At 37.8% G+C, this 16,135-nt stretch carries 15 protein-coding genes and 7 tRNA genes; 1 reads left to right on the forward strand and 21 read right to left on the reverse strand.

Annotated elements, in window-relative coordinates; genetic code table 11:
- The 8 genes from N784_RS14905 to hpaE all read right to left on the reverse strand — a co-directional run.
- Positions 1-216, reverse strand: a 216-nt coding sequence (locus tag N784_RS14905; RefSeq protein ID WP_036836188.1) for a transposase, incomplete at its 3' end; no start/stop codon positions are given.
- 222 nt (positions 217-438) lie between these two features.
- Entirely contained in the window at positions 439-1,752 is a 1,314-nt protein-coding gene (locus N784_RS14910) for an IS1380 family transposase (RefSeq protein WP_036836190.1), read from the reverse strand.
- Between the two features lie 699 nt (positions 1,753-2,451).
- Positions 2,452-3,372: a 2,4-dihydroxyhept-2-ene-1,7-dioic acid aldolase gene (hpaI, locus tag N784_RS14915; RefSeq protein WP_036836192.1), complete on the reverse strand. Its 921-nt coding sequence runs from the start codon at positions 3,370-3,372 to the stop codon at positions 2,452-2,454.
- Positions 3,373-3,416: 44 nt separating this feature from the next.
- Entirely contained in the window at positions 3,417-4,277 is an 861-nt protein-coding gene (locus N784_RS14920; RefSeq protein ID WP_052127365.1) for an FAD synthetase family protein, read from the reverse strand.
- Between the two features lie 21 nt (positions 4,278-4,298).
- Positions 4,299-4,757 (reverse strand): flavin reductase family protein, encoded by a 459-nt coding sequence (locus N784_RS14925; protein WP_036836194.1) that lies wholly within the window; start codon positions 4,755-4,757, stop codon positions 4,299-4,301.
- A gap of 30 nt (positions 4,758-4,787) precedes the next feature.
- Entirely contained in the window at positions 4,788-5,768 is a 981-nt protein-coding gene (hpaD, locus tag N784_RS14930) for a 3,4-dihydroxyphenylacetate 2,3-dioxygenase (RefSeq protein WP_036836196.1), read from the reverse strand.
- Positions 5,769-5,779: 11 nt separating this feature from the next.
- On the reverse strand, positions 5,780-7,255 hold the full coding sequence (gene hpaB, locus N784_RS14935) for a 4-hydroxyphenylacetate 3-monooxygenase, oxygenase component (RefSeq protein WP_036836198.1): 1,476 nt from the start codon (positions 7,253-7,255) through the stop codon (positions 5,780-5,782).
- Between the two features lie 21 nt (positions 7,256-7,276).
- Entirely contained in the window at positions 7,277-8,794 is a 1,518-nt protein-coding gene (hpaE, locus tag N784_RS14940; RefSeq protein ID WP_198134442.1) for a 5-carboxymethyl-2-hydroxymuconate semialdehyde dehydrogenase, read from the reverse strand.
- 205 nt (positions 8,795-8,999) lie between these two features.
- Between hpaE and N784_RS14945 the strand changes: the two genes are divergently transcribed.
- Positions 9,000-9,914 carry a LysR family transcriptional regulator gene (locus N784_RS14945; protein WP_052127366.1) on the forward strand — a complete coding sequence of 305 codons (915 nt, stop codon included), beginning with the start codon at positions 9,000-9,002 and terminating at the stop codon, positions 9,912-9,914.
- Between the two features lie 47 nt (positions 9,915-9,961).
- Here the strand turns inward: N784_RS14945 and N784_RS14950 are convergent, their stop codons facing one another.
- From N784_RS14950 to N784_RS15005, 13 genes are all read right to left on the reverse strand, one after another.
- Positions 9,962-11,560, reverse strand: coding sequence for a sodium:solute symporter family protein (locus tag N784_RS14950; RefSeq protein ID WP_036836205.1), 1,599 nt, complete (start codon positions 11,558-11,560; stop codon positions 9,962-9,964).
- Positions 11,557-11,673, reverse strand: coding sequence for a symporter small accessory protein (locus tag N784_RS17215; RefSeq protein ID WP_332307857.1), 117 nt, complete (start codon positions 11,671-11,673; stop codon positions 11,557-11,559). Before N784_RS17215 ends, N784_RS14950 begins: the two co-directional genes overlap by 4 nt.
- Positions 11,674-11,795: 122 nt before the next feature.
- Positions 11,796-12,173 (reverse strand): 5-carboxymethyl-2-hydroxymuconate Delta-isomerase, encoded by a 378-nt coding sequence (locus N784_RS14955; RefSeq protein WP_036836207.1) that lies wholly within the window; start codon positions 12,171-12,173, stop codon positions 11,796-11,798.
- Between the two features lie 15 nt (positions 12,174-12,188).
- Positions 12,189-12,926: a fumarylacetoacetate hydrolase family protein gene (locus N784_RS14960; RefSeq protein WP_036836209.1), complete on the reverse strand. Its 738-nt coding sequence runs from the start codon at positions 12,924-12,926 to the stop codon at positions 12,189-12,191.
- A gap of 21 nt (positions 12,927-12,947) precedes the next feature.
- On the reverse strand, positions 12,948-13,706 hold the full coding sequence (locus tag N784_RS14965) for a fumarylacetoacetate hydrolase family protein (protein ID WP_036836213.1): 759 nt from the start codon (positions 13,704-13,706) through the stop codon (positions 12,948-12,950).
- A gap of 461 nt (positions 13,707-14,167) precedes the next feature.
- Positions 14,168-15,088 (reverse strand): DUF3885 domain-containing protein, encoded by a 921-nt coding sequence (locus tag N784_RS14970; RefSeq protein WP_036836214.1) that lies wholly within the window; start codon positions 15,086-15,088, stop codon positions 14,168-14,170.
- 328 nt (positions 15,089-15,416) lie between these two features.
- Positions 15,417-15,499 (reverse strand) — tRNA-Leu (locus N784_RS14975).
- Positions 15,500-15,506: 7 nt separating this feature from the next.
- A tRNA-Cys gene (locus N784_RS14980) sits at positions 15,507-15,580 on the reverse strand.
- A gap of 68 nt (positions 15,581-15,648) precedes the next feature.
- A tRNA-Gly gene (locus tag N784_RS14985) sits at positions 15,649-15,723 on the reverse strand.
- 7 nt (positions 15,724-15,730) lie between these two features.
- Positions 15,731-15,805, reverse strand: a tRNA-Gln gene (locus N784_RS14990).
- A gap of 9 nt (positions 15,806-15,814) precedes the next feature.
- Positions 15,815-15,890, reverse strand: a tRNA-His gene (locus N784_RS14995).
- 9 nt (positions 15,891-15,899) lie between these two features.
- Positions 15,900-15,973, reverse strand: a tRNA-Trp gene (locus N784_RS15000).
- Positions 15,974-15,989: 16 nt separating this feature from the next.
- Positions 15,990-16,075 (reverse strand) — tRNA-Tyr (locus tag N784_RS15005).
- Positions 16,076-16,135 lie beyond the last annotated feature (60 nt).

The following is a 16,135-nucleotide window of genomic DNA, read 5'->3' on the forward strand; positions in this document are numbered from 1 at the left end:
GTTCTCTTTTTGAATGGCATCCACATCTTTTAGAGTAATCTCCTTGCCGTCAGTCCCTTCAATCGGGTTTAAATCTTTAATCCATTTATAGATGGTTACATCTGATACACCATACTCGCTACTTAAATCTTTTACAGAACTTCCTGAATGATAAAGATCAACAACCATTTTTTTAAAATCATCATTATACCGTTTACCATTACTTTGATTACTCATTGGACACACCCTCCTAAAAGTTATTTTATCCTGAAATATTCATAGTTCTAAAAATCGGCTTGATTGGACCTAAGATTTAATGACTTTAAGGGTCATTGGTAAATATTACACTGTTTAATCAAACCAACTTGATTTTTCGCCGCAAAAGTTGTTATTTTGGGCATACTTCTCCCTTGACTGAAAATAGTGTTTTTTTTCAGTTAATAAAAAGCTGATTCTAAGTTACTCAATCTGGAGTTTTTGGACTCGGCCAAATACGTTCCAAAAGAATTTCTGATAGACGAAACTTGAGGCTAATTTAAAGTAAAGGGATCTACCTGATTTCACCAGTTTACTGGCAACCTTAATAATCCGAGTACGTATGGTATCTATTCGCATAGCCTTTTGCCCTTCTGGAAAGCAAAGAGTTCGTAACCAATTCGTTAAGTTATAAGCGAGAAGACTTAACATCATCTTTACCTCGTTGACTAGGAAAGGATTACTGCTCATTCTATCAAAATAGAAACCAATCTTCGCTTCCTTGATGTAGTTCTCCATTGTCCCTCTTTTTTGATAAGCTAGGACGATATCTTTAGGGGAACCCACTTCAAAATTTGTAACAAAAAAAGAATGAGTAAAGAACAGTTCACATGCAGGTCGCACAGATTGTATAATCACCTTTCTTGGTTTTGACCATGACTTTGCCTGATAAATGGTTTCTTCAAAATAACATTCCATTTTTGAAGCATCGATAGGTGCAGAAGAAGGGTGGTATTCTTTCGCAAGGTTTTGTAGTTGTATATTTGACTTTAGCCGGATAATAAAATAAACCGATTCCTTCTCGCACAATTCATATAAGGCTGGAACGGCAAATCCACTGTCACCGCGAAGGAATAAACTCGTTTCTGGAAATTTCTCATTGTAGTGTTCAATCAATGGTTGAGTAAATTCTACAGCGCCGTTTGAAGTGTAAACATTTCCTGGACGCAGTTTTGCTTTAAGAAAGTCACTAGTCGCACCATCAAAGGCAACCAAAGGATGATATCCCACTGTTCCATAGTGGGTATTGAATAACGAATTTTCTTGATTTCCATAGTTATCGGAGTGAGTAGAATCTAAATCAATGAATAGAGCTTCAGATTTTCGGAACGCATGAATTTTATCAAGTAATTCTTGATTTGCTTTATTTAAACAATCAATAGATCCATCATCAAATCGAGTGTAAAAACGTGATAAATTTGGTTGGGAAGCTAACGCAGGGATCTCTAAAATTTGCGTGAACACAGGATCTTTAGTTAGATTATCCGCTGCATCATCTTCAGGATAACCAGCGATCATTTGATAAATTTTTTGACGAAGTAAGTTTTCATTTGAATGAACATGGTAACGCCTGTTGTCATTCAGGTTTAAAGACTCCGCTAGTGTAGCAGAAAAACTTATCTTTTCATCAAATTCTCTAAAGAGGAATTCGCCGGTATCTGATGAAAGTTCTCCTCCGTCATTGGATAGTTTAATTTTACGATTGAAATCAAGAGTTAATTGCGGTAAAGTAGCCATCATAAGAACCCTTTCTGTCGGTTATTTGGTGGTACTTTTAACCTTATCAGAAGTGGGTTCTTTTTTCATTTATTCGATGCATGACTATTTAATGAAAAAGCGTATTAGATGGGCGATAACAGCCTATCAATGATTTTCTATGAATAATTCAGGTTTATAAATTTAACTTAGATGTGTCCATGAAACTATACTAGCATCAACCATTAAAAAACTTTTTTAGTTAAAAAATACACTATCAAAATTAAAAAGTTGCGCACATGAATACTAATTAAAAATGAAAGCGTCAAGGAGGTTAGGCGATGGCCCTAAAAGACAAAATAGAATGCGATGGAAAATAGCGGAGAAGTATAGCCAAAATGGTTCCAATGTAACAATCTTAATACTAGTCAAATGTATTATTGGATTCTAAGATTTGAAAACAATCGAATCCTTTTCTAAAAAATGGCTAACAGTCAAAGTGGATCAAAGTGAGCGAGTGGTTTCTCATGTTCAAGTATGTATTTACATTCACATCGGGAACGCAACGTTAACGAATTTGCATTTTGAATATTAGCACGTAGCAGTATTAATCTTTATGTGAAGAAATATTTTGAACATCCTTTTACGTGAATAAAAGGATGTAGGTAAAGCATAACGTTATGAAATACGCTTCAAACGCAGCCAGCCTTCAATAAAGACTGGCTGCGTGAACAAATAGTATTATACGTGTTGTAACCCAATACCATATTTATCTAGTGTTTGGCGAATTTCTTTTTGTAGTGTTTCTGACGGTAAATCCATAGGAAGCCGTAACACAGGTTCAATTTTGCCCATCATGCCTAACGCAGCTTTTACAGGAGCAGGGTTTGTATCTTTAAATAGGACATCATTTAATTCCATTAGTTCATAATGAAGGTTCTGAGCTGTTTCCACATCACCAGCAAACCATGCGTCATGCAATTGCGCAACTTTTCTTGGTTCAATGTTAGCAGTTGCACATACCGAACCTACTCCTCCTATTGTAAGCATTGGATAGCACAGAAGCTCAATCCCTGAGAATAGAAGAAAGTCTCTTCCACATTTAAGTAATACGCGATTGACGTGTTCAAAATCTTTATTGGACTCCTTTACTCCAATAATATTAGGACAATCGTTACTTAATTGAGCTAACGTATCCACATGAAGATTCTGAGCTGTACGCCCCGGAATATTGTAAATGATAATTGGAATGTCTACTGCATCGGCTACTGTTTTAAAGTGTTTGTACAATGCTTGCTGGTTTGGTTTATTGTAATAAGGAACAATTACCATCGCAGCGTCAGCACCAAGCTCTTCTGCTTTCTTCGTTAGGCGCATCGTTTCTTGATGATTAGTAGAACCTGTGCCAGGAACGAAAGGAACGCGTCCATTAATCGTTTGGATTGCCTTTTCCATCACTTGTTCCCTTTCTTCTACTGTTAAAGAGCTAGGTTCTCCGGATGTTCCCGTAACAGAAATGCCATGGGTACCATTTTCAAGTTGAAATTCTATCAATTGTGCTAACTTTTCATAATCTATGTCGTGATTGCTTTTGAAAGGGGTAATTACCGGTGTTACGGACCCTCTTAATTTCGATTTAATTTCTGAATAATCTCTCGTCAATTTAATTCCTCCTTCATTATAGGTAAACCTTAAAGACCAACATCCTATTCATTAACATCCAGCTGTGCATGAAACGCTTCCATTTGAAAATCTGCGATAAAGTTATTCCACTGTAGATGAACCGCATCATACAATCCTATTATGGAATCATGAAACAAAGTTACTGTCAGCTTCCCTTGAGGTTGGAGGGAGTTCAGTTCACAGATTCCTTTTGCTTTGAAAAATCCAGCTAATATCGTTACTTCATAAGTACCTGGACAGGGCAGTGCATAAGCTCGGTCATATTGAATGTCAACATGTTTTCCCCGCGCTTTCATAGATCCTCTTATTTCGTAACTACTTCCTAAATAATCTTGAATCTTTTCTACCCTACCTGTTGCAAGAAGATTTCGAAGTAATGTAGAGCTTACCTTTTGTTCATGCTTTTCGAGCTTTGATACGGTGGTTACATCAAAGCTACCTTTACTATCCACTTGAAGCTGCGCCATATCTCCTTGACCTTTAAAGCCATACGTATAATCAAAGCCCGCTACTGCATGTTTACAATTCAGTCCACAAAGGTAATCCTCTACGAATGTATAATGAGGAATTTTTGCGACGTTTTCATTGAATTCTACCATGTACAATAGGTCTACTCCGAGCTGTTCGAATATAGCTTCCTTCACGGGTAGTGGTGTTAAGTACTGTTTGATTTGTTTCCCTTTCTTTATAACAGAGGAGGGATGCGGAAAAAGTGTCATTACGGCTAATTTTAAATTTTTCTGATTCGCTATTTTTTTGGCAGCTTTGATAATTTTCTGATGCCCTAAATGAACTCCATCAAAGAACCCTAATGCCATCACACACGCTTCACTATTTTGTTGTATCTGTTTTTGTATCGGATAGTCTATCATTACCTTTTTCATTTATCCGCCTCCTACTCTACCTTAATGAATGCCTTTATATTGTCCTGCAAAAAAGGCTAAAGGCTCGCCGTCCCGTACATTTAAATGCTTGACCTCGCCTACATAAAGCGTATGATCTCCCGCTTCATGTGTCGCATAAACTTTACAAGCTAACGTAACAAGAGAATGCTCCAATACTGGTAATCCGCCCAATCTCTGAAACTCTATCTGACGTTCTTCTTTCATTTGTCCAGCAAAAATCATAGACATTTCTTTTTGCTCTTCAGATAAAATGTTGACAGAGAAAGTTTGCGATTGTTGAATAATGCTATTCATCTTGGCATTTTTCCCTATGGAAACTAACACCAACTTCGGCTCAAGGGAAACAGACATAAAAGCATTTGCTGTCATCCCGTGTACATCGCCTTCAAGCTCCGCTGCAATTACCGTTACTCCTGTGGCGAATTTGCCCATTGCATTTCGAAACATGCGGTCTTCCACTTTCATCACCTCGTCCCATAGCTATTCCGGTTAAATTACAAACGTTGGTTTTCTCTTTTTTAGTTTTGCGGCTTGCGTTTGTACTTTTTCATTGGTTAAAACGTTTAATACTTCAGTAGCTTCCTCAAACCAACAATCCGGTGCTTCATGTCCCCAGAAAGTTTGTCTTAGTGGGTCATCTAACTCCCAACGAATGGGTTCGAAATCTGGATCACCTGTGAAATAATCACCATTATATAATTCAATTCGGTGGCCATCTGGATCGCGTAAATAGAGGAAGAAAGCATTAGATAAACCGTGTCGTCCCGGGCCTCTTTCAATATTTGGTGCATACCCAATGGATGCAAGAACATCACAGCCGTCAATTAAACTCATTGGGTCTTTTAACCAGAATCCAATATGGTGCAATCTTGGTCCAGGACCGTTCATATATGCTACATCATGAACACTAGGTTTACGGTGAAGCCATGATGCCCAAATTTTATCTTCTTCACCAGTTGTGTACTCAGAGCATGCAAAGCCAAACTCATTAATATAGTAGTTATGCGCTTTTTCCACATCAGAAACCATGCAATTAAAATGGTCAATACGCTGCACTTTGGCTCCTTTATACAGATCATACTGCTGCAATTTCCGATCCACTCTATCCATATGATGGTAAAACTCAACAGGCAATCCTGAAATGTCTTGATAGCGAAATGCTCTGCCTAACCCTTTTTGCTCTCCTTCTTGAAGCCACTTTATTTCATTACCGTCCTTCTGTAGTTTAGTAGCTAATTGTTCTAAGTCTTCTTCCGATTTCACTCGATAACTAATTACTTCAAGTGCTGGTGTTTCTCTTTGTTTCAGCAATAGACTATGATGGTTATGCTCTTCCAGTCCTCTTAGGAATATTTGATTGTCATCAGTCTCTGTTATAATAAAACCTAAAGCGTCATAAAACTTCTTAGATTTCTCTATATCTGTTACATGGAGAACGGCTCTTCCTGTACGAATAATATCAAAGTTCATACTTTCACTCCTCACACTTTTGTAGCATTCGCCCTCTTATAATTCGAATTATTCAGAAAATCTTGAACGTAATTCTTTAATGGCTCTTTATCAAACTGTTCAAAATAGGTCATCCCCATTTTGATTGGATCACCGAAAAAGTAATACTCATAATGCGTTTGCCTACTCCCGAATGCACTCATCGTGACATCCCAAGCTAAACGGAACAATTGAACTCTGTCGTATCCTTGCAGATTTTTGGCTTGTAATGCCCGGTCAAGCAATGGCCCAATCTCTTCATGATGAAAGTCGGCTTCTGTCGGTATTCCCATTAGACCTGAAGCACCTAGAATACGTAGAATTTCAGCTATTCTTGGATACACTCTTGGATACCAGTTCCTCGCTGCATTTAATGCTGCAAAATCAGGAGTCATCGTACCCCATTTATCCAGCTTGGCATTGTGCTCGGCTTTAAATAAATGGGATTTCATATTTTCTAAAATCAACATGACTTCGGTACCCTTATCCATGACATGCTGGAACTTATCAATACCAATTGCATCCATAACACTTAATATAATCCCAAGTACAAATTCCGTTTTTACGATGTTTTTAGCTACTACTTGGTGAGACATGTGCACAACAGCATTTGTTTCTATAAAAGTACGGTTACAGATAGAGGAATTACCGCATACAAATACTTTCTCCCAAGGAACAAAAACGTTATCAAAATATACGATAGCATCCCCTTCTTCAAAGCGGCTGCTTAGTGGATGATCCCATTCGCTCTTACCGTAATCAAACGATTCTCTACTAATATATTTAAGACCTGGCGTATTATTTGGAACAACAAAGGCTAAAGAATATGGATCATCTAATTCTCCAGCTTTTTTCACAGTGGATGGAAAAACAAGTATTTCATCTGTAATACCACCTTGTGTCGCAAGCAATCGAACACCATCGACAACAATTCCATCCTGGCGTTTTTCCACTAAGTGTAACGCTACATTTGCATCCTTTTGTTCATGCTGAGCTTTTTGGCGATTCACTTGTGGATGGATTAGCGTATGCGTAAGGCTAATATCATTCTCGCGTGCGTAGTCGTAATAATTTCTAGCATTCTCTGCAAACATAGGATCATCTTCAGCAAATAAATCATTAGCTACTCCCATCGCCATGACTTCAGCATTCAAGTAGTCTGGTGAACGTCCCATCATTCCCCCAGAAACACGAGCCCATTCCTGAATCGCTTCTCTTCTTTTTATTAAGTCCTCTATCGTTTCTGGACGGTAAAATGTCATACCGACCTTATCCCCTGTTTGTGGGGAGGTATAAAGCATTTTGTCTGGTTTTTCATATTGCTTATCGTAAAGCTTCGCCATCGATTGAATCACATTTTTAAAGGCAGGATGGGTGGTAACGTCTTTCACTCTTTCACCGTGGATATATATATTGTTATTGGCATTTTTTAAGCGCTCTATATACTGTGCTCCTGTTTTTGCGGGCATACGTTTTCCTCCTCAATGTCTTCATTTTTTACCAAATTGCGGAATGTGGTGATCTCCTAAAGCTACGTGTACAACTTGCATTTCTGTATAAAATTCAAAGGCATAGTATCCCCCTTCTCGTCCAATACCGCTATGCTTAGAACCTCCAAATGGAGTGCGTAAATCTCGAACATTTTGCGAGTTAATCCAGAGCATTCCAGCATCAACTGCTTGAGATACACGATGTCCACGCTGAATATCCTTTGTCCACACATATCCCGCTAATCCATAACGGACATCATTTGCTAGTTCAATAACTTCTTCTTCATCTTTGAACGTCATTACTGCCAGAACTGGACCGAATATTTCCTCTTGAACGACTCTCATAGAATGATTCGCATTCAGTAGTATAGTAGGTGGAATATAATTTCCTTTTCTATATTCATCAGGAACGTTTCCTTGGTACACTTCACAACCTTCTTGTTTAGCTAATTTGATATATGTGTTCACATTTTCATAATGCTTCGTATGGATTAAAGGACCTACTTGAGTATCATCACTTAATGGATCTCCGACTCTAATGTTGCGAACTCTTTCTTTTAAAGCTTGAATAAACTGTTCAGCTACATTTTCATGTATGTAAAGTCTTGAGTTCGCTGTACAACGTTCACCGTTAAAGGAGAAAATCCCCCACGTACAAGCGTCTAAAGCTCGCTCTAAATCCGCATCATCAAATACAATGATGGGGGACTTCCCACCTAATTCCATTGAAAAACGTTTTAATGCATCTGCTCCATTTCTCATAATTTCAGATCCTGTTGTCGTCTCTCCTGTAAATGAGATAAGTTCCACATCTTCATGTGCTACTAAAGAAGCTCCGGCTTTTTCGCCATAGCCATGCACTACATTGAAGACACCGTTTGGAAGACCAACACCATCAATAATTTCCGCTAAACGATTAGCAGTCAACGGCGACCACTCTGCCGGTTTCAAAATAACGGTATTCCCTGTGGCAAGAGCAGGTGCTATTTTCCACGTTTCCAACATAAATGGAGCATTCCACGGGGTGATGAGTCCTGCAACGCCAACAGGTTTATGAATCGTATAATTTAGGAACTGATCATCTACTTGATAAGCCTCTCCGACCATTCGACTTGAAACCATTTCTGCATAAAATCGGAAGTTCTTCGAAGCACGACTGACCATTTTCTTCGTAATACTAATAGGTAACCCCGTATCATATGACTCTAATGGAGCAAGCTCATCGACATGTTTATCAATGGCATCTGCAATTTTATACATATAGCTTAGTCGGTCTTGAAGCGGTAGGTTGCCCCATTCCCCTTTAAATGCTTTCTTTGCCGCCATAGCCGCTTTGTTAATATCTTCTTTTCCACCAGAAGCTACTGTATTTATTTGTTCATTAGTGAATGGATCAATGTTATCAAACTGATCATTTGATTCAGCATCCACAAACGCACCGTCAATATACAACTTTATATTTTCAAGGCCTGCCAGAATGCTTTGACGTGATTTAGATACAACATTTACACTACTCATTTTATTCCTCCTTGCTTATTGCGCTAGATTTTTATTGATGGAAACCCTTCCATTTAAGTTTGCGAAAATTCGGTAAAGTCTGTATATTTAAAGTATCATACGCTATAGTATATGAAAAATATCGATAAAATCTGTTTGACATATCTTTTTGGTATCTTGCATGAAGCGAACCATTTAGCATCAGTAAGAAAGAAAGGGGCATATTATGGATTTAAGGCAATTACGTTATTTTCGCGCTGTGGCAGAGGAAAAACAGATTACAAAAGCTGCTAATAAACTTCATATGGCTCAACCTCCTCTAAGTAAGCAAATGAAACTAATGGAGGAGGAGCTGAATGTGCGCTTATTTGATCGTCAAGGGCGGGTACTTGAGTTAACCAAAGCAGGAGAAATCCTTTATCAAAAAGCTGGGCATATTTTATCTGATTTCGAGGACGTATTAGTAGAAGTCCGCGAAACAAGTGAGGGAATTCGCGGGCCGATAAACATTGGAGCCAATAAGTCTTGCTTTTCCTTCTTAAGTGCTACGTTAAATCGATTTCAAGTCAATCACCCCAATGTATGTTACCAGCTTCGCGAAGGCGATACGTATCTACTTGAAGAGTGCATTCGCAATAGGGAAATCGAATTAGCTGTTGTACGAAAGCCATTGTATTCTGAAGAAATTGATACCCTTCCGCTTCCATCTGAACCTTATGTCCTCGTCTATCCAAATACTTGGGAGTTGACTAGTGACGACGATGAACACATAAAATTTGCACAGTTAAAAGATATTCCTCTAATGTTACTGCATCGGATAAAGGGGACTGGACAGTTTGAACTTATTGTAGAAGAATTCCGAGCACAAGGAGTTGAACCTAATGTTATATGCGAATGCCCTGATGCTGCGATGTTACTTTCCTTAGTTTCAAGTGGAATGGGAGCTACAATCGTACCTGAATCGACGTTAAGCGCTTTTCCCTTTCAACATTTAAAGAGTTATAAACTTGCTAATACTAATATTACGGCTAAATCTGTAGTTATATGGCATAAAGACCGATATTTAACGAAAGCTTCTCATCAATTAATCCAAACGTTTAAAGAACAATTTTTCCATGAACAGCCGAAAATCCTTTTATAAAGGGAAAGACCTTATCACCCTTGCATGTAAGAATGATAAGGCTCTCTTTATTCGTTTACAGAAACAACTTCTGTATTTCTATTATTACCTTTAGCTTGCTGCTTAGAATTGGTTTTCAAACTAACCACGATAAATACTGCTGTAGATAAAGGAAGAGCGTACATTAAAGGATCAATATGGGTCCACGGAAAAGGGAGTAAATAATCTTTACCAAACAAAGCCTTAGAAACACCAAAGACGGAAGATTGCGAACTTTTTAAAAATAAGAATCCTAATATACTAAATAAAAAGCCGACGATAATACTTGTTTCAGCTCCCTTTTTAGATGCCCCTTTCCAAAACATTGCCCCAATTAAAGAAGGTAAAAATCCTGCTGCACATATTCCGAACCAAAATGCTGTCGATTGAGCAATAATTCCTCCAGGTAGAATATAAGCTAACAAGATAGCAAGAATAACTCCAATTATAACACCTAAGCGTGCTGGCTTTATCTTATTCCATAAAACCGTTTTAATTCCTAAAGGTTTGAGGATATCTTCACTAAATGCCGCCGCTTGAACGTGGATGAGAGAACTTAAAGTTGAAATCGTTGCTGAGATAAGACTAAGGGTGAACAAATAAACGAACCAGTCTGGCATAAGGGAATTGATTAATTTAGGGATGACTAAATCTGTATTCCCTTCTGCAACTTGAATAGCTAATTCACCTGAAGTCTCCATGAAATATACATTACTCAGCGGCCCGATCATATACGTAGCACCGGCCATAAAGAAGATAAAGATACCACCAACAATAACAGATCGATATAATGACTTATCACTTTCTACTGTCATGGAACGCATCACCAATTGAGGTTGAGCTAACACTCCAATCCCTACTCCCATTATTAACGTGCTCACCAACGTCCACCACATCGGAGACCCTACATCTGGAAAACTTAACCACCCATTGTGACCATCAGCAGCTAATTCTTTTGGAACCATATTGTTTAACGCACTTAACGCTCGATGTCCATCAACCACTCCACCTACAGCGTAATAGGTAAGGAAGAGAAATACGACCATTCCAAGTAACATAATAATGGCTCCGAATGCATCCGTGTACATGACAGCTTTAATGCCACCTGAAATAACGTACAGGCTTACGATAAATGCGATTAACAGTAATGCTACGTTAAAATTTAAAGATAACGATTCTTGAACAAACCTCCCTCCACCAATCAACACGATACTTGTATAAGCTGGCATAAATATAAAAATCATAATTCCTGAGAAAATCGTAATAAACTTAGAATCATAATGTTTTCCTAAGAAGGTTGAAAAGGTGTTGGCATTTAAATGTAAAGACATTTTCCTAATTCGTTTTCCAAATATAGCAAAGGCGACAAAAATACCTAATACAATATTCAAAAAGGCTAACCATAGTAAGCCCATTCCAAATACGGAAGCAACGCCTCCAAAACCAACCATCGCTGATGTACTAATAAATGTAGCTCCATAGGATAGTGCCATAATGACGGGATTCGTACTTCTCCCTCCTACTAAATAGTCCTCTTGAGTAACGGTTTTCTTATACCCATAATAAGCTAGCCACGACATGATCGCTATGTACACAAGAAGCAGTGGAATTAAAATAGATACGTTCACTGTTCCTCACCTCCTTTATTCCACATCATCGCACCGTAAACGACACATCCTACTGGCGCTAAAATGGTACCCAACCAAATAAATGCCATCCAAAAATCTTCAATTCCAAACATTTTTCCCCTCCTAATATTTTTAATTGAAATCAAAGAGTCTCATACCAACTCTTTTTCCATCAGTGGATGCATCCATCTACTATGCCATTTTGAAGAACGTATGCAATATAAAAAAACCGTTTTCACTTAAAACGTTCGTGTATGTTGTTAGACTTTAAAGTAGCATGTTGAAACTCGATTAACTCGAGAGACAACGCCAAGTAATGATGTTTACAATACTCTTCAAAATGTGTTTTAATCGTTTCAAACACTTGTTCACACGTAGCTTTTTTTACTTCTTCTGTTCGGCCCTTCCCTATTTTCAAAATAGCATGAACGAATGCATCCTTTTCTTTTCCATCCGCTATATGATAATAGTTCACTTCATGAGCTCTACTCCGAATGCCTCCGATAGGATATACTTTTTTTTCAATCAATACGCTATTAATTTTTTCGAGTAATAGTTGAATATCCGTATGCTGTGAAAGGTTATCGGTATACTCTAAAATGACATGTGGCATCTATCCTCACCTCCGTTATTCAATGATCGTATTTTTAAGCTTTCCTAATCCTTCAATTTCAGTAATTACCTCGTCTCCTACTTTCGTGTCAACCGTTCCTTTTGGGGTGCCAGTCAATATGATGTCTCCTCGGTTTAATGTCATAAAGCTGCTTAAATATGCAATTAACGAATCCACACCAAAAATCATATCTTTCGTAGAACCTTCCTGTACGATTTCGCCATTCAAATACGTACGCAACGTTAGATTCATTGGATCTTCAATATCTTCAGCATCCACAAACCAAGGACCTAGCGGTGTACTATTATCCCGATTCTTCACTCGTAAGTTAGGTCTATAATAGTTTTCTAAGTAATCTCGAAAGGCATAATCATTGGCAATCGTATATCCAGATACATAGTCCAGCGCTTCTTCTTGGGATACATTTTCTGCTTGTTTCCCAAGAACAACAGCTAACTCACATTCATAGTGCATCTTCGTAATGTCTGAAGGGCGCTTTGTACACCCGCGATGCCCAACAAACGTATTAGGCCCTTTTAAAAAAACGAGTGGTTCTTTAGGCGCTTCAAAAGAAAGCTCACTTGCATGGTCAAAATAGTTTAAACCTAACGCAAAGCAAGTTTGTGGTTCAATAGGGGGAAGCCACACAACAGCTTCCTCTTGTACGTATTTCCCATTATCTAGCTTAATTCCGTCGTAAGTAGCAGTCGCAACGTGAATATTCCCTTCATAAGCTACACGAGCTGTTTTCATATACTATTACCTCCAAATTGATTACTTCACTGTATTTTCTAAAGTACCGATCGATTCTATTTCAATGCGTATATGGTCATTTCTAGTAACTTTTGGACAGTTTTCTGGAACGCCAACCAATAAAACATCTCCTTTATATAAAGTCATAAATTCTGTTACATCACTTAGTAATTGCGATACGGATCTCACCAAATTTTTCGTTGTATTTTGTTGCTTTAGTTCGCCATTAACATAGACTTGTATTGTTTTATCATCTATGTTTCCAACAGCTTTTTTTTCCATTATCCATGGACCTGTTGGACAAAAACCATTACGCACCTTCTCTTTTATCGCTGGTCTAAATACACTCTCATGTGGAATACTTATATCATTCACAACTGTATATCCTTCCACATAGTCTAGTGCTTCTTCTACACTTAATTGAGTAGCTTTTTCCCCAATAACGACGCCAATGCTAGCCCCAACCTCTAATTCATCCACTTCAGCTGGCATCGGCACCTCTCCCCGATGCCCAAGAAACGTATTTTTTGGCTTAATATATAAAATAGGTGCTTGAGGTGGCAACTTATATGGATCTTGCGTTAATGCTTCGCCCATTTGCTCTAAACTACTTTGATAGTTTAGCAATACTCCATAAACAGTACCTGAAATAGGCGGATTCCATATTGATTGAATTAAAGCCGTATTACTATTCAGAGATTTTATTTCAAAAGAATCAACATCAACCTCCAGCACGGACGATTGAATAGAACCCCCAAGATTCGCCTTTACAAATGCCATTACGTGCACTCCTTTTTGTTACCTTGTATTTTTCAGAACTATCTGATTTTAATGTAACACTCTATCATTTATATTTGAAATATCTATAGCGTTTGTTTTCTATATAAAAAATGTATAGTAACAAATTATTAAGGAAGTAGATGCCAAATGTATACGATGTAGATATCACCAAAATTCAAGGGGAAGACATCACAATTATATGCACCATATAATAAAAAAACCCGCTTTCCCAATGTTGAATTAGGGAAACGAGCGTTGAATAGCACACTGCTGGAGATTTTGATGCATATCTTTTTCTTCTACTCATTAACCTACTTGAACATCTCCTTTTTCGTGTCTTGATTTATGTGACCAGTATAATACAAGATTGATCATTGAAATAGACAAAAGAAAAAGACCATTTATTGGCCTCTAACGTCACTAGTATATAAAAGAAGCCTTTTATAATTCATTCTCTATAATCAACTAACTCTTTTCACTGACCATCCTCCATACTTTCCGTTATACTTCTTTGAATATAAAAACATGAGTTCAGTCTGATAATCAATAAGTGCAAGTGCTTCAGTCTTTATGACTTTAAGTATAATATAATCATTATAGTTATTATCAATCTCAATCGTAAATCCTATTTGTTCTATCTCTTGCATACATTCTTCCACATCTTTTGTTGGTATTTCGAGTTGGTGAGTAATTACGCATGTATTGTCTTCATATAGATTAATTTCTGTTTCCTTTACTCTAATTCTATTGGTTTTAAGTCTATTTTCCATTTCAGTAGATGATTCAGAGTAATTATATAAACCTTCTTCAAACATATGGTCAATTTGTATACGATTATAGTCTAAAATCCATTTTCTAAATTTATGGTATAAAGGCAGTAGATTTTCTTTATTTAAGCCATAAACATCACACCCACGGTCATCATACATGTGCAATAATGTATTCCTTGTTAAATTTAACAAATAAAGGTTTCCCATTATACTTGGCTTTCTACCAAAATCCTTATTACTAATCGCTTGAAAAAGATAACCTCTACGAATGTCTTCCTTTTTAACCATTAAACTGTAGAAAGTTGTTCTCATTTCAGTATCCTCTTTATCATACTCATAGGGTACTGTTTTGCATTTTAGTCCATATATTAATTTTTTATCTTTAAGGAAACGTTGTATATTAGGCAAATCATCATTCCCTCTGTACCCAATGGATTCATTAATAGACGCAATTAACATAATGGTATCATTCTCATCAAAAAGAAAGTCAAAAATAGATAGCACACGATGATAAATTTCTTTAAAATACTCTTTGCCTTCTAATTCGATAAGTCCTAGTTCAAAACGAATCCAATATTTTTGATTTCTTATCAATTGGTTAAATAGCTCCATATTTAAGCTCCCTTAAATAAATTTAGTCATTATTATAATAATACTAGTATAGAATCACGGACATATTCAAGTGAAATTTATACAATCGATTTTGAGGAGGATGTGTCCAATGAGTACAAGAAATAACGACATGGATCTACGTCAATATTTAGGACACAAATAAGTTAGTTTTTTTTAGTATCTCGTCTTTTTCTTCGAACACAAAAGCCCCGCCCTCCTCTAAAGTTAGGAAAGCGGGACTTACAACCATTTGTCGAGGCATTAAACGCAAAAAGACGGCACCTAGTCGTCGCTAGATACCGTCAAATATACATTTACATTTTATCAATACCGAAGGTGGGATTCGAACCCACAAGCCCAGAGGGCACAGCATTTTGAGTGCTGCGTGTATGCCAGTTCCACCACTTCGGCATAAATTTGGAGGCGGTAACCGGATTTGAACCGGTGATAAAGGTTTTGCAGACCTCTGCCTTACCACTTGGCTATACCGCCGTTGATTAATCTATAAATATTATATGATACTATCCTAGAAATGTGCAATTCATTTCATTATACATAAATGGAGCGGAAGACGGGATTCGAACCCGCGACCCCCACCTTGGCAAGGTGGTGTTCTACCACTGAACTACTTCCGCATGGTAATGGCTGGGCTAGCTGGATTCGAACCAGCGCATGACGGTACCAAAAACCGTTGCCTTACCGCTTGGCTATAGCCCAATTATGTAATGGGGCGACTAATGGGATTTGAACCCATGCATGCCGGAGCCACAATCCGGTGTGTTAACCACTTCACCATAGCCGCCATAAATAATGGCAGGGGTAGTAGGAATCGAACCCACATCGACGGTTTTGGAGACCGTTGTTCTACCGTTAAACTATACCCCTATATTAATTAAATAAATGGTGGAGGGGGCAGGACTCGAACCTGCGAACCCTGAGGGAGCGGATTTACAGTCCGCCGCGTTTGGCCAACTTCGCTACCCCTCCATCACAAAAAGATAAGAGTGCAGGCCAGAGGACTTGAACCCCCAACCTACTGATTACAAG

This window comes from Pontibacillus litoralis JSM 072002 (assembly GCF_000775615.1).
In the GTDB taxonomy this organism is placed as follows: domain Bacteria; phylum Bacillota; class Bacilli; order Bacillales; family BH030062; genus Pontibacillus; species Pontibacillus litoralis.